Consider the following 19,511-nt stretch of genomic DNA (forward strand, 5'->3'; position numbering starts at 1 on the left):
CCAATTAGATGGCAACAATTGTTCTGACAACTGCGGCGGGATGGCTGCTGGGCCAGGGTACGGTGGCAGCCGCAATCGGGACCGCGGCCGCCTCGCTCGGTGGCTACCTCATCGATCAGGCCCTGTTTGGTGAGCGCATCGAGACAGGGCGGATGTCGTCGATGCGGCCGACCGTTGCAGAAGAAGGTGCCGGGCTGCCGCGTCTCTACGGAACGGCGCGTCTGCCTGGCACGCTGATCTGGGCGACACGTTTCGAAGAGGTCAAGAGCGATCGGCGCGGCTCCAAGGGCGGCCCGAAAGTCACGGAATATTCCTATTTCGCCAATTTTGCCATTGCTGTGGCCAGTGGCGAGATCAGCCTGATCCGCCGCATGTGGGCCGACGGCAAGGAATTCGACCAGACGAAATGCACGATGCGCGTCTATAAGGGCAGCGAGATACAGCCGCCCGATCCCTTGATCGAAGCCAAGCAGGGAGCCGGCAATGCCCCCGCCTATCGCGGCACGGCCTATGTGGTCTTCGAGCGCATGCCTGTCGATGAGTTTGGCGGGCGTATTCCGCAGTTCCAGTTTGAGGTGGTGCGCGCCGTCGGTGCTGCCGCTCGTGATCTACCGGCAGTCGCCTTGATACCTGGCGCGACCGAGTTTGGATTATCGCCGCAACCTGTGACAGACGAGCCGAGCAAGGGCGAGACGCGATCGCTCAATCGCAATTGCCTGCGCGCACATAGCGACTGGCAGGCCTCGATGGACGAGCTACAGGCGCTTTGCCCCTCGCTGAAGCATGTCGCGATCGTGGTCCCGTGGTTCGGGACGGACCTGCGCGCCGGTGAGTGCCGGATCAAGCCGGGCGTGATGGAGCGCAAGGCGCGTGGCGAAAGCAAACCTTGGCACGCCGGCGGCATCGCTCGATCCGATGCTCATCTGATCTCGCGGACTGCTGAGGGCGCGGCCTACGGCGGCACGCCGTCCGATGCGAGCGTGATCGCCGCGATTATGGGTGCGAAGGCGAGGGGGCTCGGGGTGACGCTTTACCCCTTCATCATGCTTGATATTTTGGACAGTAACCAACTGCCCGATCCCTACGGGGGCAGCCGTCAAGCGACCTTTCCGTGGCGGGGCCGCATAACCTGCCACCCGGCGCCGTTGCGGCCCGCCACCGCCAATCGGACGGCCAACGCGGCGGCCCAGATCGCGGCATTTCTCGGCAAGGCAAAAGACTTCAGCGTAAAGAAGGGGCAGGTTGAGTTCAAGGGAGATGCAGACGACTGGGGTTATCGCCGCATGATATTACACATGGCGCATCTCGCTGAACTGGCGGGCGGTGTCGACGCCTTCCTCATCGGCTCGGAATTGTGCGGACTGACCATCGTCAGGGACCAGTCGAACGGCTTTCCCTTTGTCGACGGGCTGCGCCAACTCGCTTCCGATGTCCGTCAGGTGGTCGGCGCCGGCTGCAAACTGACCTATGCCGCCGACTGGACCGAGTATTTCGGCCACCATCCGCAGGACGGGTCCGGCGATGTCTATTTCCATCTGGACCCTCTTTGGGCGCATCCCGACATCAATGCCGTTGGCATAGATAATTATATGCCGCTCAGCGATTGGCGCGACGAGGACTATAGCGTGCCAGGGCCGGACGGTTTCGCGGCACCTTACGACGTCGCCGCCTTGCGATCGCAGATTGCTTCCGGTGAAGGGTTTGATTGGTACTATGCATCCAGCGCCGACCGGACGACGCGAAAGCGGACGCCGATCACCGATGGGCGAGGCAAGCCATGGATCTACCGCTACAAGGACATTCCGAACTGGTGGCAGAACCTGCATTTCAACCGCATTGGCGGGGTTGAAAGCGCCACACCGACCGCCTGGCGGCCGATGATGAAGCCGGTCTGGCTTACGGAGCTCGGATGTCCGGCTGTCGACAAGGGGCCGAACCAGCCGAATGTCTTTCCGGACATGAAATCTTCTGAAGGCGCATTTCCCTATTTCTCGGAACACGGGCGCAATGATCTTGCCCAGAACCGCTATTTGCGCGCACACTTCAGTCATTGGATTGCCGGCGGCGGTGGCCAGATGCTGGACAAGGAGCGCCTCTATGTCTGGGCCTGGGACACGCGGCCGTTTCCGGAGTTCCCGCTCAATCGCAAGCTGTGGGCAGACGGAGGCAACTGGACCACCGGTCACTGGTTGAACGGACGGCTCTCGGGCGTGGCGCTCGACGAGCTCCTCTCGGCGATCCTCAGCGATTTTGGGGCGACAAATTTTGACACAAGCGCCGTCGATGGCTTCGTCGGTGGCTACGTCATTGATGAGCCCACAAGCGTGCGGGCGGCGATCGAACCGTTGTTGACGCTTTTCGGGATCGACGCTTTCGAGGATGGCGGGCGGCTCATCTTCAGAAGCAGTTCGCGGCTCAGCGGCGAAGCGGGTCTCATCGACGAGTTAGTGGAACAGGAGGATTCCGGCCCGGTCAAATGGCGGTTGGACGAGTTGATGGACCAGCCGTCACGCGTCGAAATTGCCTATCGCGATCCCTTGCTCGACTTTCAGGGGGCAGTGGCCTTCGCCGAACGACCCGACGGCAAAGGCACGGAAAACCTCACCTTTGCAGGAATGATCGATGAGGGACAGGCCGTTTCGCTGGCCGAGGAACGGCTGCAAGCGCGCCGCGCCGCACGCCGTTCGCTCGTATGCGAACTCCCTTGGAAGCACGCGGCGCTGAAACCCGGCGACAAGATCAGGCTCGCCGGCGAGAATGCCGGATCGGTTTTCGTGGTCACCTCCATCGAGGATGGCGGAACACGCCGCGTTGCCGCGAGAGCCATGTCGCGCCACGTCCGCTACCCCGTCAAGGCAGACCTTCCTGCGGCCCCAGTTGCCGGTAGCGTCATGATTGTCGGGAAGCCGCATTTCGAACTCATCGATCTGCCGATGTGGCCTGGGATTGAAAAGCCTGCGGATCAATTCCGGATTGCGGCTCTCGCCAAGCCCTGGCGTGGGGTCAGCGCCTTCGCGTCACCGGAAATGTCGGGCTTCGAAGCCCGGGCCAAACTGGCAGACCAGGCCATAATGGGCGAACTGACTGTTCCTCTCCCCGGCAGTGGCGCAAGCGGGCGGCTCATTTTCGGCCAATTCCTCGAAGTTCATCTCCACTCCAGCGAACTGCGGTCAATTTCCCTTTCCCAAATGCTCAACGGCGGCAACACTGCTTTGCTGGCGACCGCCGACGGCCATTGGGAAATGCTGCAGTTTCAGAACGCCGAAGAGGTTGAGAGCGATCGCTGGCGGCTGTCCGGGCTGTTGCGTGGGCAGTGCGGAACTGAGCGGGAAGCGCGCGAAGCAAGGCCGGCAGGAACGACATTGATCCTGCTCGACCGTGCCGTCGCGCCGATCGGACTGAAACCGCAGGAGGCGGGGCTTACCCTGAATTGGCGCATCGGAGCGTCCGGCGAGGAATTTACCGACCAATTCTATACGACCGTCGCGGCGACGGCTGGTCTGCGCGCTCTGCAACCGCTTGAACCCGTGCACTTGCAAGCAAGCCTTGAGGCCAATGGCGAATTGCGGTTCCGCTGGATCAGGCGCGGCCGAATCGATGCAGACAGTTGGCTGGCCGCCGACATACCACTCGGCGAGGAACGAGAGGCCTACCGCATCGAGATTCGCCTTGGCGAGCGCGTGGTGCGTTCCGTGGAGGTTGCTGGTCCGAGCTGGCTTTATGGCTTGCCGCAGCGCCGGGACGACTTGGGCAATCCTGATGCAGACTTTGACTTCTACGTCGCGATGATTTCGGCCGTCACGGGACCCAGCCGGCAGGCTCATCTGGCAATTCGCCATAAACTATTGAAATATAGCCATTTTTAAAAGGGATTTGATTATGACCAATGAAAAACCCTGGTACCTTTCGAAGACGATATGGGCATCGATCGTTACGGTTTTGCTGTCCTGCTCGGGCTTCTTCAACATTTCCGTTGAGCATGTCCAACCGGCCGAGCTCACCGAAACCATCGTACAGTTCATGACCGCGCTCAGCGGAATCGCAGCGCTATTTGGCCGCATAAGTGCGACGTCGCTCATTTCACGTAAAGAAATATAGTGTTAAAAGGCGTGACGTAGTGGCAATCCTGCCCTTTGCATCCCAACTGTTCATGCATCGTTCAGACACCAAGCGATACTAATAACGCCATGATGAAACACCTGATTTTCTCCCTGCCCCTTGCGGGCCTTATATCGGTCGCTGGCGTCCTTGGGGCCGGCAGCGCCCAAGCCGCGGATTGTTCGTCTGTCGGCCAACAGGTCGCGGACTCGCAAGGCGGCACCCTTGCGCGCGCCACGTCCGTTGTGCAGAACGGCAAGGAAGTATGCGTTGTCGTGGTGCTCATTCCAGGCCGGGATGGCGAACGGCCACGCCGCGTCGAAGTGGCCGTACCGGCAAACTGAGTTTGCGCTTGGGAAACAATGGATGAGAATACTCGTCGTCGAAGATGATCGTGACCTCAATCGCCAATTGGTCGAAGCGCTGACCGAGGCCGGTTATGTGGTCGACAAGGCTTTTGACGGCGAGGAGGGGCACTTCCTGGGGGATACGGAGCCCTATGACGCGGCAGTGCTGGATATCGGTCTGCCGCAGATGGACGGCCTGACGGTTCTTGAAAAGTGGCGGCGGGACAACCGCAGCATGCCGGTGCTGTTGCTCACTGCGCGCGATCGCTGGAGCGACAAGGTTGCCGGCATCGATGCCGGCGCGGACGATTATGTGGCCAAGCCCTTTCACATCGAGGAAGTTCTAGCGCGCCTGCGTGCCCTTATCCGCCGCGCCGCAGGACATGCTTCGTCAGAGATTACATGCGGACCGTTGCGGCTGGACACGAAGACATCGAAAGCCACGGTCAACGGTACGCCACTGAAATTGACCTCGCACGAGTTTCGCCTTCTATCCTACCTGATGCATCATATGGACGAAGTGGTCTCGCGCACCGAACTCGTCGAGCATCTTTACGACCAGGATTTTGACCGCGATTCCAACACGATCGAAGTCTTTGTTGGACGTCTGCGCAAGAAGATGGGCATGGATCTGATCGAAACGATCCGCGGCATGGGTTACCGGATCAAATCGCAGGACAGCAAGTCCTGATCGTGTCCCGCCGGCCGGCTGCCGACCACTTTTCGATCACCACTAGGACAAAGGGCGACGCGTGAACATCCGCCTGAGCAGCTTTCTTCCCAGCCTGCGTTCGCTTTCCCTGCGCGTCATCACCCTGTCGACGCTCTGGACCATCATTTCGTTTTTCGCGATCGCCACGATCATCTCGGCGCTCTATGGCGAGGCGCGCCTGCAAAGCTTCAAGCAATTGCTTTCGGCCCATCTCTTCAGCGTCATCGCGTCGGTCAGCGTCAACGACGGCACCCTTGCAGGTCGTCCCGATCCTGGAGAAGTGCGCTATTCGAGCCCCATGTCGGGCTGGTACTGGTCGGTCGAGCCAGTGGGTGACAACCTCAAGGGCTCGCTCCGCTCAATTTCGCTTGGCGACAAGAGCATCGACTCGCCGTCCACGCTCCTCGTTCCCTTCGACACCTCGTTTCAGCGCTCATACACGGAAGAGGGGCCAAATGGGCAACAGCTCTCTGTTGTCGAAACCGAGGTCGTCCTCGACGCGGAGAACCGTGTCGCCCGGTTCCGCGTCATGGGCAATCTCAGCGAAGTCGAAGGCGAAATCGCCAATTTTCGCCATACGCTGTATTTTTACCTCGGTATCTTCGGCTTGGGCGGCACGCTGATCAACGCTGCCGTCATCCTATTCGGCCTGAGACCCCTCGACCGTGTACGAAGGAGCCTTACCGACATTCGCGAGGGCAAGGTAACACGCCTCAATGAGAACCTGCCCGATGAAATTGCGCCGCTTGCCCGCGAGATGAATGCGCTGATCGACAACAATCGCCGCATCATGGAACGGTCGCGAACCCAGGTCGGAAACCTCGCCCATTCGCTGAAGACGCCGCTTTCCGTCCTCGTCAATGAAAGCCGCACGATCGGCGGCACCGAGGGGCGCCTCATCGCCGAGCAGAGCGCGGCTATGCAGGTACAGGTCCAGCACTATCTGCAACGCGCCCGCGTCGCGGCGCAGCGCGACAGCGTGGTGTTTCGAGCGCCGGTGACGCCGATTCTCGAACGGTTGGTGCGCGTAACTGCGAAGCTCAATCCCGACAAGGAGGTACGCTTCGACAACTACATGGACGATGTCATCTTTGCAGGCGAACAGGAAGACCTTGAAGAAATGGTCGGCAATCTGCTTGAGAACGCCGGCAAATGGGGAAATAGCGTCATCAGGCTTAGGCTCAGCCAGGTAGATGCCGGATTCGAGATCAGCGTCGATGACGATGGATCGGGGCTCGCCCCCGAACAGATCAAGGATGCCCTGACGCGAGGCAAGCGTCTTGACGAGAGCAAGCCGGGCACCGGTCTTGGGCTTTCCATCGTTCACGACACCGTGCGTGAATACGGCGGCACGCTTCGGCTGGAACGCAGTGCCGATCTTGGCGGCTTGAGCGCCCGTTTGACACTGCCCGTCGCCGGAACCTGAATGAGGCTTGCAAGACGGCGCTCAATCAGGCCATAAACGATTGCTGCCCATGTATTTGATGTATTTGTAGACGGACAGATGATGAAACTCGAGATTGCCATTTCCCTCCTAGTGGTCGCACTCCTCGCCGGCTGCTCGACGACCTCAGCATCGAAAAGCGGCGGCGGAACGATCAGCGGCCTCACAGGAGGCGCAAAGGCGCCGGCCTCCGGCGTGATTGCCGCTCTCGGCAACGGGCTGGTCGGTAATGCGTCGCTCGATGCCTCCGATCGCAAGCGCGCCCTGCAAGCCGAGTACCAGGCATTGGAGTATTCTCCCGCCGGCAAGACCGTCGAGTGGAAGAACAGCACTGGCACTCGCTCCGGGGAGGTCGTTGCCGCGCAGCCCTATCAGGTGGGATCGCAAAATTGCCGCCAGTACACGCATACCGTGAGGATAGATGGCACGCCGCAATCAGCGCGCGGGACGGCTTGCCGAAATGAAGACGGCAGCTGGACACCGCTTACATAGCAGTAATCTGATCACATTTTAGTTTTGCGGCGAAATGCCCTATCTGCGAAATCCCTTGGATTTTAGGCGGATGGGAGTCTATGTCTCAACCCATGGTTTTCTGGATATCCGCTGCAATTTTAACCGTGGGCGCGACGTTGCTCGTGCTTCTGCCCTTGACGCGCCGCGTCAAGCCATCGGCATCGGACAGTCAATATGATGTCGAAGTCTACCGCGATCAGCTGCTTGAACTTGACGCGGACGAGCGGCGAGGGCTCATCGACCATGTGAGCAGCGAACAGGCGCGGGCCGAGATCGGCCGTCGCCTGCTGAAATCTGCAAAGGCCGTCGAAGTCGACAGGACAAGCATTCGTCCGCAGAAAAGCGCGTTGCGCGAATGGCTCACGCTCGCAACCGTAATTGCCATTCCATTGATTTCCTGGGGCATTTATACGAAGACGGGCTCGCCTGATCTTCCGGCACAGCCGCTGGCCGAGCGTCTGTCGCGCCCGCCGGATCAAAGCACGCCCGCCGAGCTAATAGCGCGCGCCGAGGCTCACCTCACGCTCAATCCGGACGATGGGCAGGGCTGGGAGGTGCTGGCGCCAATCTATCTTCGCATTGGCCGGCCTGCCGATGCGATAACCGCGTTCCAGAACGCAATCCGCCTCAATGGCGACACCGCGACGCGGCAACTGGGCCTCGGGCAGGCGATGACGGCTGCCGCCGACGGCAAGGTCACGCCTGAGGCGGAGGCCGTCTTCAAGCACGCGCTTGAACTCGATCCAAAGGACATGCGTCCGCAATTCTTCATCATTGACGGGTGGATGCAGCAGGGTCGCCTCACGGAAGCCCGCGATCTGATCAGGAAGCTTTTGGTCGAAGCACCCGCGGACGTTCCATGGCGCGATCAGGCGCAGGCCGCGTTGACCAGGTTGGACCAGGAAATCTCCGGTGATGCGCCCGACGTCAGCAATGTGGAAAAGACGGGCCCCGATGCCTCGCAGGTCGAAGCGGCAGCCGGCATGAGCAGCCAGGATCGTGCCGAGATGATCGAAACGATGGTCGCCGGGCTTGCCGAAAAATTGAAACAATCGCCTGATGATGTGGAGGGCTGGGAACGGCTGGTTCGCTCCTACGTGGTTCTCAACCGCCCAAACGATGCGATTGAAGCGCTTGGGCGTGCAAAGTTGGTACTGAGTGCCGACAAGGTCGCTCAGCTCGATGCGGTTGCCAAGGACCTCGGGCTTGAAGACGAGCCCGGGACGCCGGAGAAAAATTGATGACGCGCAAACAGAAACGGCTTTCGGTGATCGGCGGCGGGCTGCTCGTTCTCGGCGTCGCGGCAGCGCTCGTGCTGTTTGCGCTTCAGCAGAAGATCGCCTTCTTTCGCATGCCGTCGGATATTCAGGCAACCGATATGCAGTCGGAGTCGCGCTTCCGGCTGGGCGGGCTCGTCGAAAAGGGCACCGTCGTGCGCGGTGAGGGCGCGAAAGTAAGTTTCGCCGTTACCGATCACATCAAAAGCGTGCCTGTGACGTTTGAGGGCATTTTGCCGGACCTCTTCCGAGAGGACCAGGGGGTGGTGATCGAGGGCAGGTTCACGCCGGGCGGTGCATTCGTTGCCGATAGCGTCCTCGCCAAGCATGATGAGAACTACATGCCCAAGGAGGTTGCAGACAGTCTGAAAGCCAAGGGTGTCTGGCAAGGGGAGGCAAAGCAGCAATGACAGTGGAACTTGGACATTTCGCGCTGGTACTCGCCCTTGCCTTGTCGATAGTGCAGGCGGTCCTGCCTGTTCTGGGCGCGCGCCGCAACGACGAGCGGATGATGGCGGTCGCAGTTCCCGCGGCCTTCACGGTCTTCGCCCTGATCGCGCTCTCCTTCGTTGCGTTGACGACAGCCTATGTCCTTTCCGATTTCTCGGTGCAGAACGTCTTTGAGAATTCCCATTCGCAAAAGCCGCTGCTCTACAAATTCACCGGCGTATGGGGCAACCACGAAGGCTCCATGCTGCTTTGGGTTCTGATCCTCAGCTTCTTCAGCGCGCTCGTCGCTTTCTTCGGCAATAATTTGCCGCCGGCGCTCAAAGCCAACGTTCTGGGTGTGCAAGCCTGGATCGGCAGTGCCTTCCTGCTGTTTATCGTGGCAACTTCCAACCCCTTCACCCGCATCAATCCTGCGCCGATCGAAGGCCAGGATCTCAATCCGATCCTGCAGGATATCGGCCTCGCCATTCATCCGCCCATGCTTTATCTCGGCTATGTCGGGTTCTCGGTCTGCTTTTCCTTCGCCGTTGCGGCCCTGATCGACGGCCGGATCGACGCCGCCTGGGCGCGCTGGGTGCGCCCATGGGCCTTGACCGCCTGGTTATTCCTGACCGGCGGCATCGCCATGGGCTCCTACTGGGCCTATTACGAACTTGGCTGGGGCGGCTGGTGGTTCTGGGATCCGGTCGAGAACGCTTCGTTCATGCCGTGGCTCGCGGGAACGGCACTGCTGCACTCGGCGCTCGTCATGGAGAAGCGCTCGGCGCTGAAAATCTGGACGATACTGCTCGCGATCCTCACGTTCTCGCTGTCATTGCTGGGCACATTCCTTGTTCGCTCCGGCGTGCTGACGTCGGTTCACACTTTTGCGACCGATCCGGGACGCGGCCTGTTCATCCTGGCGATCCTTGTGCTCTTCATCGGCGGATCGCTGGCGCTTTTCGCCTGGAGGGCGCAGACGCTGGAACCCGGCGGCCTGTTCCAGCCGATTTCGCGCGAAGGGGCGCTCGTCTTCAACAACCTCTTCCTGACAACGGCAGCGGCAACTGTTCTGATCGGCACCCTTTATCCGCTACTGCTCGAATCGCTGACCGGCGAGAAGATTTCGGTGGGTGCGCCCTTCTTCAATCTCACCTTCGGCCCGCTGATGCTACCGTTGCTGGCCGCGGTGCCGTTCGGACCGCTCCTTGCCTGGAAGCGCGGAGATATTCTCGCCGTAGCGCAACGATTGATGGCCGCGTTCTTTATCGCGCTCATTGCCGTTGGTCTCGTGCTCTACCAGACGTCGGCGTCCGGCGTTCTCGCGGCGTTTGGTATCGGTCTTGCAGTGTGGCTGATGCTTGGCGCGATCACCGATCTCGTTCTCAAGACCGGTTTCGGCAAGACCTCTGCAAGCACTGCCTTCCAGCGCCTCGTCGGTCTGCCGCGTTCGGTTTTCGGCACGACGCTCGCGCATTTCGGACTCGGCGTCACTCTGCTCGGCATTGTGGCGGTGTCGACTTTTGCAACGGAAAGCGTTCTCGTGATGAAGCCCGGCGATACCATCGCCGCGGGCGGTTATACGTTGCGTTTTGACCGGACCGAGTCCGTGAAATCGTCCAACTACACCGAAGATCAGGATCACTTTACGGTCCTTAACAGTTCGGGTGCGCAAGTGACGGATCTCCTTTCGTCAAAGCGTTTCTTCCCCGTCCGCAAGATGCAGACGACGGAGGCGGGCATCAAGACGTTCTGGTTCAGCCAGCTCTATGTTTCGCTCGGCGATGCGGCCAAGGATGGCGGCGTCGTTGTGAGGGTGTGGTGGAAACCGTTGGTCACTCTGATCTGGCTCGGCGGCGTTGCGATGATGGCTGGCGGCTGTCTCTCGCTGTTCGACCGGCGTCTTCGCATTGGTGCTCCCGCGAAAGCGAAGATATCGAAGGCGCGGGCTACGGCATGAAGCGCCTGCTTGCCTTAATTATCCTCGGCCTCTCACTGTGCCTGGCTGGCGCAGCGCAGGCGGTGTCGCCTGACGAAATGTTGAGCAATCCGGCCCTGGAGAAACGTGCGCGTACCATCTCGGCAGAATTGCGCTGCATGGTTTGCCAGAACGAGTCGATCGACGATTCGAACGCCGATCTTGCCAAGGACTTGCGGCTGCTGGTGCGCGAGCGGCTGGTCGCCGGCGATACTGACCAGCAGGTGCTCGACTTTCTTGTCGCGCGCTATGGGGAGTTCGTGCTCCTGAAGCCGCGGCTGCAGTTCTCAACGCTCCTGCTTTGGGGCTTTCCCATCGCTGCGCTTATTGCCGGAGGATTTGCCATTCTCATTTCGATACGGCGGCGCCGGGCTAATCCCGCGCAGATCGCACCGCTTACGGATGGCGAAAAACGCGAGTTGAAAAAGATCTTCGCCGCTCCGAAGGAATAAGGCGGACTATTCTTCCGCCTCTCCGGAGAGAACTGCCTTGATGTTCTCGCGGTGCACGACCTCGTAGGGAGCGAAATAATTGATCGCGCCCGAACGAAAATCCTCTTCTGCAAATGCCTTTAGGTCGCCGCTCGGGAGATCCCTGTTTTGGCGCACCGTGATCAGCTTCTCGACATAGTTTCTTGTTGCATCGATCAGGCCCCGCCCATAACCGCCCGCGACAATGATATCCTCTGCGCCATGATTGGGCAGGATCTTCGAGAAATCCCAGGCCGCCATGCGGGCGAGATCGGCAAGATGCTCTTTCAGCCGGGTGGGTTCAGCGACATAGGTTATCGGATCCTCGAGCGCATCGCCGGCAAACAATAGTTCCATTGCCGGCAGCAGCATCATCGTGCCATCGTGGCTGTGAATATCGACGACGCGCAAATCGATGTCGAGCGCACCGATCTTCAAGCTCAATTCACCCTCGAAAATGCGGTTGGGCATGACCAGCGGCCGGATTGGCGGTTCCCTGTTTTCCAGATTGTCGCGATGATTGCGCAACGCCTTTTCCGTCAGGCTATTGGCGATGATCTCGCAATCGGCGAAAATTTCGTTGCCGGCAACGTGATCCACATGCCAGTGGCTCAGCACGACTGTAATCCTGCGTGCTCCGGCATCTTTGAGGGTCTTGCGAATTATTCGGGCGTGGGGAAGAGAAATGCTCGTGTCATAGACAAGCGCCTCATCTCCGGACAGCAGTGCATAGGAACATACGCCAAGCGAATAAGCGCCGTCATCCAGCCAGTTGGGACGTTCGGAATAGGCGCGCACCCCGTCAATCCGTCCATCATAGAAGGCATAAACGCCTTCGTAAGGCTTATGGATACGCAGCGTTGAGCCAAGCGGCGGCATGGGTGTCTCCATGTAACAGAAGTGGAAGCGCCTGCGGTTTGTAGCCAGCTTTCCACATGTCGTCCAACGTCAATCTTACAAATTTGTCATGTTGCGGAAATAGCGGGGTAACGTTCCTATCTGTATCACTACTGCTATAAAGCGATCGTCCTCCTCACGATCGGACTTTCAAGGAGATACATTCATGCCGAATATTCGCAAGTCCTCACACTTCCGCAAGGGCATCGCTGCCGCAATGTTGTCCTCGGCGCTCGTCGGGGGCTTTCTGGCAACGGGTCCGCTCGCCGCTATCGTTCCGGCTCAGGCTGAAGCCGTGCGTGTCGATGCTCCCCAGCAGCCCGGCTTTGCCGACGTTGTCGAGAAGGTCAGCCCCGCGGTTGTGAGCGTCCGCGTCAAGAGCGCCGTTCACCAGACCGCCGACGATGGTTCGGGGGGCATGCCGGGCCTTGATCAGCTGCCGGACGACCATCCGTTGAAGCGCTTCTTCTATGATTTCGGTGGCCAGGGCGGCCAGCGCATGGAGCCGCGCAAGGGTGGCCCACGTGATCACAGCCGTCCGGACCGCATCCGTCCGACTGCCCAGGGTTCCGGTTTCTTCATCTCTGAAGACGGCTATCTCGTCACGAACAACCACGTTGTTGAAGACGGCAGCGCCTATTCGGTCGTGCTCAATGACGGCACCGAACTCGACGCCAAGCTGATCGGCAAGGACAAGCGTACCGATCTCGCCGTCCTCAAGGTCGATGACAAGCGCAAGTTCACCTATGTCTCGTTCGGCGACGACAACAAGATCCGCGTCGGCCAGTGGGTCGTTGCTGTGGGCAATCCGTTCGGCCTCGGCGGTACCGTTACGGCGGGCATCGTCTCTGCTCGCGGCCGTGATATCGGCGCAGGCCCTTATGACGACTTCCTGCAGATCGATGCTGCCGTCAACCGCGGCAACTCCGGTGGCCCGGCCTTCAATCTCAACGGTGAAGTCGTCGGCATCAACACCGCTATCTTCTCCCCGTCGGGCGGCAGCGTCGGCATTGCCTTCGCCATCCCCTCGACGACAGCAAAGAACGTTGTCGATCAGCTCATCAAGACCGGATCGGTTTCGCGTGGCTGGATTGGCGTACAGATTCAGCCGGTCAACAAGGAGATCGCTGAGTCCCTTGGCCTAGCCGAAGAGAAGGGCGCTCTCGTTGCCGAACCGCAGGCTGATGGCCCCGCCGCAAAGGCTGGCGTATCGGCAGGCGACGTGATCACGGCCGTGAACGGCGAGACCGTCTCCGACCCACGTGATCTTGCCAAGAAGATCGCTGCGATCAATCCGGGCAAGGATGTCGAGCTGACTGTATGGCGCAAGGGTGAAGCAAAGTCCCTGAACGTTGCGATCAAGGCGATGCCGGGCGACGATCAGCTGGCCTCGAAGAACACGCAGCCGGACCAGGAGACTGCAAAGCCTTCGGCTCTTGATGACTACGGCCTGACCGTCATGCCTTCCGACGACGGCAAGGGTGTCGTGGTTACCGACGTAGACCGCCAGGGCGACGCAGCCGACAAGGGCATCACCACGGGTGACATCATCGTTTCGGTCAACAACCTACCGGTAAAGAGCGGCGCGGACATTGAGACGGCGATCACCTCTGCAACGAAGGCCGGCCGCAAGGCGGTCCTCCTGCAGGTCCAGACCAACGATCAGTCGCGCTTCGTGGCGCTGCCGATCAATCAGGGTTGATCCTGATCTAAAGGTTGCGGCGGCGCTTCACACCCCCCACCCCGCAAGCGCCAACGCAAACAAGGGCGGCAGATCTCCTTCGATTAATCTGCCGCCCACTTCTTTTGGGGCACCACTTAACGCATTCACCAAAACCGGCTTAGAATTGCGCCATGAAGATTCTCGTCATTGAAGATGACCGCGAAGCGGCCCGATATCTGGAAAAGGCCTTTGCTGAGGCTGGCCACACGGCCGATGTCGCCGGCGATGGCGAAACCGGTTACGCGCTGGCGGAGCAGGGCAGCTATGATGCGCTCGTCGTCGACCGGATGCTGCCGCGTCGCGATGGGCTTTCCGTTGTGGCGGCGCTTCGGGCGCGCGGCAATGACACGCCGGCCCTGATCCTCTCTGCCCTCGGCCAGGTCGATGATCGCGTTACCGGTCTTCGCGCCGGCGGCGACGATTATCTCACCAAGCCCTATGCTTTCTCCGAACTTCTCGCACGGATCGAGGTGCTTCAGCGCCGCTCGAGCCCAAAAGAGGCAGAGACCGTTTACCGGGTTGGCGATCTCGAACTCGACCGTCTTTCCCATACGGCCAAGCGCGCCGGCCAGGTCATCATCCTGCAGCCGCGAGAATTTCGCCTGCTCGAATATCTGATGCGCCATGCCGGGCAGGTCGTCACCCGTACCATGCTGCTTGAACATGTATGGGACTACCATTTCGATCCGCAGACCAATGTAATCGATGTCCATGTCTCGCGCCTGCGCGGCAAGATCGAGAAGGATTTCGGTACGCCGCTCCTGCATACGGTGCGCGGTGCCGGCTACATGCTCAAGGCAGCCGAGACCGGTGCATGAGCCGTTTCTCCGCCATGATGAAGATGACGGCCGTCCGGCTGTCGGCACTTTACCTCCTGCTCTTTACCGTTTGCGCGCTGGGCCTCGTATTCTACATGACCAGCCTTTCCGTGCGTCTTCTGACCACGCAAACTGAGACCGCCGTCAACGAAGAGATCGAAAGCATCGGCCAGTCCTATGAGCGCGGCGGCATTGCCGGGCTTGTCCGCTCGATCGACCGTCGTGGCCGCCAGCCGGGCGCCTATCTCTATCTGGTGACCGACCCCGCCGGGCGGATTGTCGCCGGAAACGTCCAGAGCATTGAAATCGGCGTCCTCCAGACGGAAGGCTGGATCGAACGTCCCATCACCTATGAGCGTTACGGCGAGGGCAACGAGGCAAAGACCCACACCGCCATTGCCCGCGTCATCGTTATGCCGAACGGGATTCGCGTCATGGTCGGGCGTGACCTCGGGGAGCCCGAGCAGGTTCGCCTTGTTGTACGCCGCGCGCTCATGGCCGCTCTCGGTACCATGGGCATTGGCGCGTTCCTGATCTGGTTCTTCGTCGGCCGCCGCGCGTTGCAGCGCATCGACAAGGTTTCCGTCGCATCGCAGCGGATCATGGGCGGCGATCTCGCCGGCCGCCTGCCGGTCAGCGGGTCCGGTGACGAGTTCGACCGCTTGTCCGAGAATCTCAACGGCATGCTCGCGCGCATTCAGGAACTCAATGAAGGCGTTCGGCATGTCTCCGACAACATCGCCCACGATCTGAAGACGCCGCTGACGCGCATGCACAATCGCGCCGAATCTGCCCTCGCCAGCGCGAGGACGACGAAACAATGGCGTGCAGCCATGGAAGGCATGATCAGCGACTCCGATCAGCTTATCCGCACCTTCAATGCGATCCTGATGATCTCGCGCCTGGAATCCGGATATTCCACGGAAGCGCTCGAACAAATCCCGCTCTCGGTGATCGCCGAGGACGTGTTCGAGCTATATGAGCCTTCCGCCGAGGAAGCCGGTGTCCAGCTCTTGCTCGGACCCGTTGATGCAACGCCTGTCAGGGCCAACCGCGAACTTGTCGCGCAGACCGTGTCCAATCTTGTCGACAACGCGATCAAATATGCCAGCGGCATCGACCGTCCCGTCGAGGTTTCGCTTTCCGTCGTGAGAGCGGATGACAAGGTGAAAGTCATCGTTGCGGACAATGGAACAGGCATTCCCACCGATCAGATGGAGCGCGCGACAGAACGCTTTGTGCGACTCGAGGAAAGCCGTTCGCAGCCCGGTTCCGGTCTTGGTCTCAGCCTTGCCAAGGCGGTCATGAAATTGCACGGTGGTTCCCTGGAACTAGCAGACAACGCGCCGGGGTTACGGGCGGTCCTGACATTTCCGGCGGGAGAGGAAAGCGGATGAGCGGAATATCCAAGGCGGCGAATGCTGATGCGCCATTCTTTTCGCAGGTACTGCGGGAACTGGCGCCCTTGGATAAGAAGAATGCTGCGGCTCTCTTGCGCGAGTTTCTTGCCCATGCCGCGGAAAAAGGCTGCGGCTTCAGCAGCGCGCTGAACGACAACAAGCCCGCTGCCGGTTTTCTGTCTGCCGTTCTTGATCTTTCGCCCTATCTGCGCGGTACGCTCCTGCAGCGTCCGCAATTGCTCGATCCACTGTTCGAGCGTTCGCTCCCCCAGCGGCTTGAAGCGCTGTTGCATGAGATCGCGGCGGGCAGCGATGCGGAAGACCTCACCGAAGCCGATCTGATGACGGCACTGCGGCAGCACAAGCTCGAAGGGCATCTGCTTATCGCACTCGGCGATCTGTCAGGCGTGTTTTCGGCCAATGATGCCACGTTCTGGCTTTCGCGCCTGGCCGAAGAGAGTGTTGGAGCGGCCGCGCGCTTCCTCCTTCGCGACGCCCATGCCGCCGGCAAATTGAAGCTCTCCGATCTGAAGCATCCGGAGGTTGATTCGGGTTGGATCATCCTCGCCATGGGGAAATTCGGCGCGTTCGAACTGAACTATTCCTCCGATATCGATCTCATCGTCTTCATCGACGAGCACAGCCCGGCCATTCCCGACCCCTATGACTGCGTTGAAACGTTCTCGCGACTGACGCGCCGCCTGGTGCGCATCCTTCAGGACCGTACGGCGGACGGTTACGTTTTTCGCACCGACTTGCGGCTGCGTCCCGACCCGGGTTCGACGCCGCTGGCAATTCCCGTCGGCGCCGCCCTCAATTACTACGAGGGTCGGGGTCAGAACTGGGAACGCGCTGCAATGATCAAGGCGCGGCCCGTCGCCGGCGATATCGCCGCCGGCGAGCGGGTGATTGCGGAACTTGCACCCTATGTCTGGCGAAAATATCTCGATTATGCCGCGATTGCCGATGTGCATTCGATCAAGCGGCAGATCCACGCGCATAAGGGCCACGGTGAAATTGCCGTGCGTGGCCACAATGTGAAGCTCGGCCGCGGTGGTATTCGCGAGATCGAATTCTTCGTCCAGACGCAGCAACTCATCGCTGGCGGCCGTTTTCCCAAGCTCAGAGGCTCGCGCACCGTCGATATGCTTGCGGCGCTGGAGGATCTCGGCTGGATCGGCGAGGAAGCGCGCGACACGCTTACGCGAGAGTACTGGTTCCTGCGCGATGTCGAGCATCGCATCCAGATGATTGCCGACGAGCAGACGCATATGCTGCCGGAAGACGACGAGGAGTTCCTGCGCGTTGCGCATCTGATGGGCTATCGCGATGGCGAAAGCTTTGCGGCGGATTTCCGCGCGGCGCTCACGACCGTCGAGACCCACTATGCCGCGCTGTTCGAACAGGCGCAGGAACTTACCGGCGAGGCCGGAAACCTCGTGTTCACCGGCGATGTAGATGATCCGGACACATTGAAGACGCTCGCCAATTTTGGTTTCGAGCGCCCGAGCGATATTTGCCGCGTCATCCGCACCTGGCATTTCGGCCGCTACCGTGCCACGCAGTCGGCGGAATCGCGCGAGCGCCTCACCGAATTGACGCCGGTCCTGCTGAAGGCCTTCGGCGCGACGAGCCGTGCCGACGAGGCGCTGATGCGCTTTGACGAAATGATCAAGGGCTTGCCGGCGGGAATACAGCTCTTCAGCCTGCTGCAGTCAAATCCGCGCCTCCTCGACCTTCTGGTGTTGATCATGGGCGCGGCGCCAAGACTTGCCGGGATCATCACCCGCAAGCCGCATATTTTCGACGGCATGCTCGACCCGGCGATCTTCGCCGATGTTCCAACGCGCAGCTATCTTGCGGAGCGGCTGGAGAACTTTCTCGGGCCCTCCAAGGTTTACGAGGATATTCTCGACCGGCTGCGCATCTTCGCCGCCGAGCACCGTTTTCTCATCGGCATCCGCCTGCTCACCGGCGCGATCGACGGCGCGCGCGCTGGCAAGGCATTTTCGGACCTCGCCGATCTCGTTATCGACCGCGCCCTGCAGGCGGTGATGGACGAATTCGCCGTAAGACATGGTTCGATCAAAGGTGGACGCATCGCCATTCTTGGCATGGGCAAGCTCGGCAGCCGCGAATTGACCGCCGGCTCCGATGTCGATCTCATCCTGCTCTACGACCATGACGAGGACGCGGACGAGTCAGATGGCGAAAAAGGCCTGGCGCCATCGCAATACTACATGCGCCTGACGCAACGCCTCATAGCGGCTCTTTCGGCGCCGACGGCGGAAGGCGTTCTCTATGAAGTCGATTTCCGTCTGCGGCCGTCCGGAAACAAGGGCCCGGTCGCCACGCACATCGACGCCTTCCGCAAATACCAGCGCAATGATGCCTGGACGTGGGAGCATATGGCCCTGACCCGGGCGCGCCCGGTCGCCGGCGATGCCTCTTTCTTCCCCGAGATTCAGGAAGACGTGGCCGGCATCCTTGCGATGTCACGCGACGCGGCGAAAATCGCCAAGGATGCCGCCGAAATGCGGGCTCTGATTGAAGCTGAGAAACCCCCGAGCGACGCCTGGGACCTGAAACTTGTCGCCGGCGGCATCATCGATCTCGAATTCATCGCCCAGTTTGCGGTGCTCACCGGCAATGTCGAAGGGCCCGTCGTGGCCCTTTCCACGGCAGAAGTGCTGCGCAAGCTGAAGCCCGAGTTCGTCGATCCCGCAACAGCGGACCGTCTTGTCGAGGCCGCGAACCTCTATACCGGCGTTACCCAGATCATCCGCCTGTGCCTCGACGGTGATGTCAAGCGCGAGGATTTCCCGCCGGGGCTTGGCGATCTTCTCTGCAAGGCCTCCGACCTTCCCGATCTTGATCGCGTGGAGGCGCAACTTCAGGAGACAGCGCAAACCGTCAGGCATACTTTCGAGGGTCTGCTGGGGAGTGCTCGGGTGAAAAAGATCTAGCGTACTATGTCTTCGCTACGGGTTTCTATTGGACTCTGTCTCGCCAGAGCTTCGGCTGTAAGGCGAGCGCGAATATCCCCTTTTTGCTTGGAAATCATGCCTGGTATCAGGAAAATGTCGATCAACCACCAGATGCCGACAAAAATAAGCAGAAAAATGCCAATAACCACCAAGTAAGTTACGATCCCGGCAATGCACATGAAGCACATGAGGGCACCGCTGCCGCCTCTTCCAAGGTAGAAGCGGTGAATTCCAAAACCGCCCAAAAAAAACCAAAGCAAATAGGCGGCAAACATCGACTTGGCGTCATTGGAAATGCGCTGTTCAATCAAAATCTGTTCGTTCGTTGAAAGTGTCATAAACATCACCATGTTGAAATATGCAAAAACAATATGATCGTTTGAAACATGCAAGTATCGACTTAGCAAGCGGATTTGGA

General features: G+C 60.1%; 16 protein-coding genes. 14 read left to right on the forward strand and 2 right to left on the reverse strand.

All coding sequences use genetic code 11. The features are described 5' to 3' along the window. The first annotated feature begins 8 nt into the window (after positions 1-8). From BLR72_RS15900 to BLR72_RS15945, 10 genes are all read left to right on the forward strand, one after another. The gene (locus BLR72_RS15900; protein ID WP_091950159.1) at positions 9-3,866 is read left to right on the forward strand and encodes a baseplate multidomain protein megatron; all 3,858 of its coding nucleotides are present in this window, start codon (positions 9-11) and stop codon (positions 3,864-3,866) included. 13 nt (positions 3,867-3,879) lie between these two features. Next, positions 3,880-4,098, forward strand: coding sequence for a hypothetical protein (locus BLR72_RS15905; protein WP_091919251.1), 219 nt, complete (start codon positions 3,880-3,882; stop codon positions 4,096-4,098). 92 nt (positions 4,099-4,190) lie between these two features. Beyond that, positions 4,191-4,442, forward strand: a complete 252-nt coding sequence (locus BLR72_RS15910; RefSeq protein ID WP_051614801.1) for a hypothetical protein — start codon at positions 4,191-4,193, stop codon at positions 4,440-4,442. Positions 4,443-4,464: 22 nt separating this feature from the next. Next, positions 4,465-5,136 (forward strand): response regulator transcription factor, encoded by a 672-nt coding sequence (locus BLR72_RS15915; protein ID WP_027229943.1) that lies wholly within the window; start codon positions 4,465-4,467, stop codon positions 5,134-5,136. A 145-nt stretch (positions 5,137-5,281) separates the two neighbouring features. Beyond that, complete coding sequence (locus tag BLR72_RS15920) at positions 5,282-6,583, forward strand: sensor histidine kinase (protein WP_091950302.1); 1,302 nt, start codon at positions 5,282-5,284, stop codon at positions 6,581-6,583. An 81-nt stretch (positions 6,584-6,664) separates the two neighbouring features. Further along, a complete protein-coding gene (locus tag BLR72_RS15925; protein ID WP_091950304.1) occupies positions 6,665-7,093 on the forward strand; it encodes a hypothetical protein in 429 nt (142 codons plus the stop codon). Between the two features lie 80 nt (positions 7,094-7,173). Beyond that, on the forward strand, positions 7,174-8,355 hold the full coding sequence (ccmI, locus tag BLR72_RS15930; protein ID WP_091950161.1) for a c-type cytochrome biogenesis protein CcmI: 1,182 nt from the start codon (positions 7,174-7,176) through the stop codon (positions 8,353-8,355). Continuing rightward, positions 8,355-8,801, forward strand: coding sequence for a cytochrome c maturation protein CcmE (gene ccmE / locus BLR72_RS15935; RefSeq protein ID WP_027229939.1), 447 nt, complete (start codon positions 8,355-8,357; stop codon positions 8,799-8,801). Before ccmI ends, ccmE begins: the two co-directional genes overlap by 1 nt. Next, the gene (locus BLR72_RS15940) at positions 8,798-10,780 is read left to right on the forward strand and encodes a heme lyase CcmF/NrfE family subunit (RefSeq protein WP_091950163.1); all 1,983 of its coding nucleotides are present in this window, start codon (positions 8,798-8,800) and stop codon (positions 10,778-10,780) included. The genes ccmE and BLR72_RS15940 overlap by 4 nt, the downstream gene beginning before the upstream one ends. Further along, positions 10,777-11,250 carry a cytochrome c-type biogenesis protein gene (locus tag BLR72_RS15945; protein ID WP_091950165.1) on the forward strand — a complete coding sequence of 158 codons (474 nt, stop codon included), beginning with the start codon at positions 10,777-10,779 and terminating at the stop codon, positions 11,248-11,250. Before BLR72_RS15940 ends, BLR72_RS15945 begins: the two co-directional genes overlap by 4 nt. 6 nt (positions 11,251-11,256) lie before the next feature. On the opposite strand, the gene BLR72_RS15950 is transcribed toward BLR72_RS15945, so the two are convergent. After that, on the reverse strand, positions 11,257-12,147 hold the full coding sequence (locus tag BLR72_RS15950; RefSeq protein WP_244506722.1) for an MBL fold metallo-hydrolase: 891 nt from the start codon (positions 12,145-12,147) through the stop codon (positions 11,257-11,259). 184 nt (positions 12,148-12,331) lie between these two features. Between BLR72_RS15950 and BLR72_RS15955 the strand changes: the two genes are divergently transcribed. From BLR72_RS15955 to BLR72_RS15970, 4 genes are all read left to right on the forward strand, one after another. After that, complete coding sequence (locus BLR72_RS15955) at positions 12,332-13,867, forward strand: Do family serine endopeptidase (RefSeq protein WP_091950168.1); 1,536 nt, start codon at positions 12,332-12,334, stop codon at positions 13,865-13,867. Between the two features lie 152 nt (positions 13,868-14,019). Beyond that, entirely contained in the window at positions 14,020-14,706 is a 687-nt protein-coding gene (locus BLR72_RS15960; protein ID WP_027229934.1) for a response regulator transcription factor, read from the forward strand. Then, positions 14,703-16,103 carry a sensor histidine kinase gene (locus BLR72_RS15965; protein WP_091950170.1) on the forward strand — a complete coding sequence of 467 codons (1,401 nt, stop codon included), beginning with the start codon at positions 14,703-14,705 and terminating at the stop codon, positions 16,101-16,103. The genes BLR72_RS15960 and BLR72_RS15965 overlap by 4 nt, the downstream gene beginning before the upstream one ends. Further along, the gene (locus BLR72_RS15970; protein WP_091950172.1) at positions 16,100-19,072 is read left to right on the forward strand and encodes a bifunctional [glutamine synthetase] adenylyltransferase/[glutamine synthetase]-adenylyl-L-tyrosine phosphorylase; all 2,973 of its coding nucleotides are present in this window, start codon (positions 16,100-16,102) and stop codon (positions 19,070-19,072) included. The genes BLR72_RS15965 and BLR72_RS15970 overlap by 4 nt, the downstream gene beginning before the upstream one ends. Here BLR72_RS15970 and BLR72_RS15975 read toward each other — a convergent pair. After that, positions 19,069-19,431, reverse strand: coding sequence for a TM2 domain-containing protein (locus BLR72_RS15975; protein ID WP_091950306.1), 363 nt, complete (start codon positions 19,429-19,431; stop codon positions 19,069-19,071). The genes BLR72_RS15970 and BLR72_RS15975 overlap by 4 nt on opposite strands. Positions 19,432-19,511: the final 80 nt, after the last annotated feature.

The sequence above is a fragment of the Phyllobacterium sp. YR620 genome (assembly GCF_900104165.1).
Classification (GTDB): Bacteria; Pseudomonadota; Alphaproteobacteria; order Rhizobiales; family Rhizobiaceae; genus Phyllobacterium; species Phyllobacterium pellucidum.

What these genes read in the sequence shown, in the direction of transcription:
- BLR72_RS15945 (WP_091950165.1), top strand. Translation starts at nt 10,777, where the DNA reads ATGAAGCGCCTGCTTGCCTTAATTATCCTCGGCCTCTCACTGTGCCTG.
- BLR72_RS15905 (WP_091919251.1), top strand. Translation starts at nt 3,880, where the DNA reads ATGACCAATGAAAAACCCTGGTACCTTTCGAAGACGATATGGGCATCG.
- BLR72_RS15915 (WP_027229943.1), top strand. Translation starts at nt 4,465, where the DNA reads ATGAGAATACTCGTCGTCGAAGATGATCGTGACCTCAATCGCCAATTG.
- BLR72_RS15960 (WP_027229934.1), top strand. Translation starts at nt 14,020, where the DNA reads ATGAAGATTCTCGTCATTGAAGATGACCGCGAAGCGGCCCGATATCTG.
- BLR72_RS15950 (WP_244506722.1), bottom strand. Translation starts at nt 12,147, where the DNA reads ATGCCGCCGCTTGGCTCAACGCTGCGTATCCATAAGCCTTACGAAGGC.
- BLR72_RS15910 (WP_051614801.1), top strand. Translation starts at nt 4,191, where the DNA reads ATGAAACACCTGATTTTCTCCCTGCCCCTTGCGGGCCTTATATCGGTC.
- BLR72_RS15970 (WP_091950172.1), top strand. Translation starts at nt 16,100, where the DNA reads ATGAGCGGAATATCCAAGGCGGCGAATGCTGATGCGCCATTCTTTTCG.
- BLR72_RS15955 (WP_091950168.1), top strand. Translation starts at nt 12,332, where the DNA reads ATGCCGAATATTCGCAAGTCCTCACACTTCCGCAAGGGCATCGCTGCC.
- BLR72_RS15965 (WP_091950170.1), top strand. Translation starts at nt 14,703, where the DNA reads ATGAGCCGTTTCTCCGCCATGATGAAGATGACGGCCGTCCGGCTGTCG.
- ccmE (WP_027229939.1), top strand. Translation starts at nt 8,355, where the DNA reads ATGACGCGCAAACAGAAACGGCTTTCGGTGATCGGCGGCGGGCTGCTC.
- BLR72_RS15925 (WP_091950304.1), top strand. Translation starts at nt 6,665, where the DNA reads ATGAAACTCGAGATTGCCATTTCCCTCCTAGTGGTCGCACTCCTCGCC.
- ccmI (WP_091950161.1), top strand. Translation starts at nt 7,174, where the DNA reads ATGTCTCAACCCATGGTTTTCTGGATATCCGCTGCAATTTTAACCGTG.
- BLR72_RS15975 (WP_091950306.1), bottom strand. Translation starts at nt 19,431, where the DNA reads ATGACACTTTCAACGAACGAACAGATTTTGATTGAACAGCGCATTTCC.
- BLR72_RS15900 (WP_091950159.1), top strand. Translation starts at nt 9, where the DNA reads ATGGCAACAATTGTTCTGACAACTGCGGCGGGATGGCTGCTGGGCCAG.
- BLR72_RS15940 (WP_091950163.1), top strand. Translation starts at nt 8,798, where the DNA reads ATGACAGTGGAACTTGGACATTTCGCGCTGGTACTCGCCCTTGCCTTG.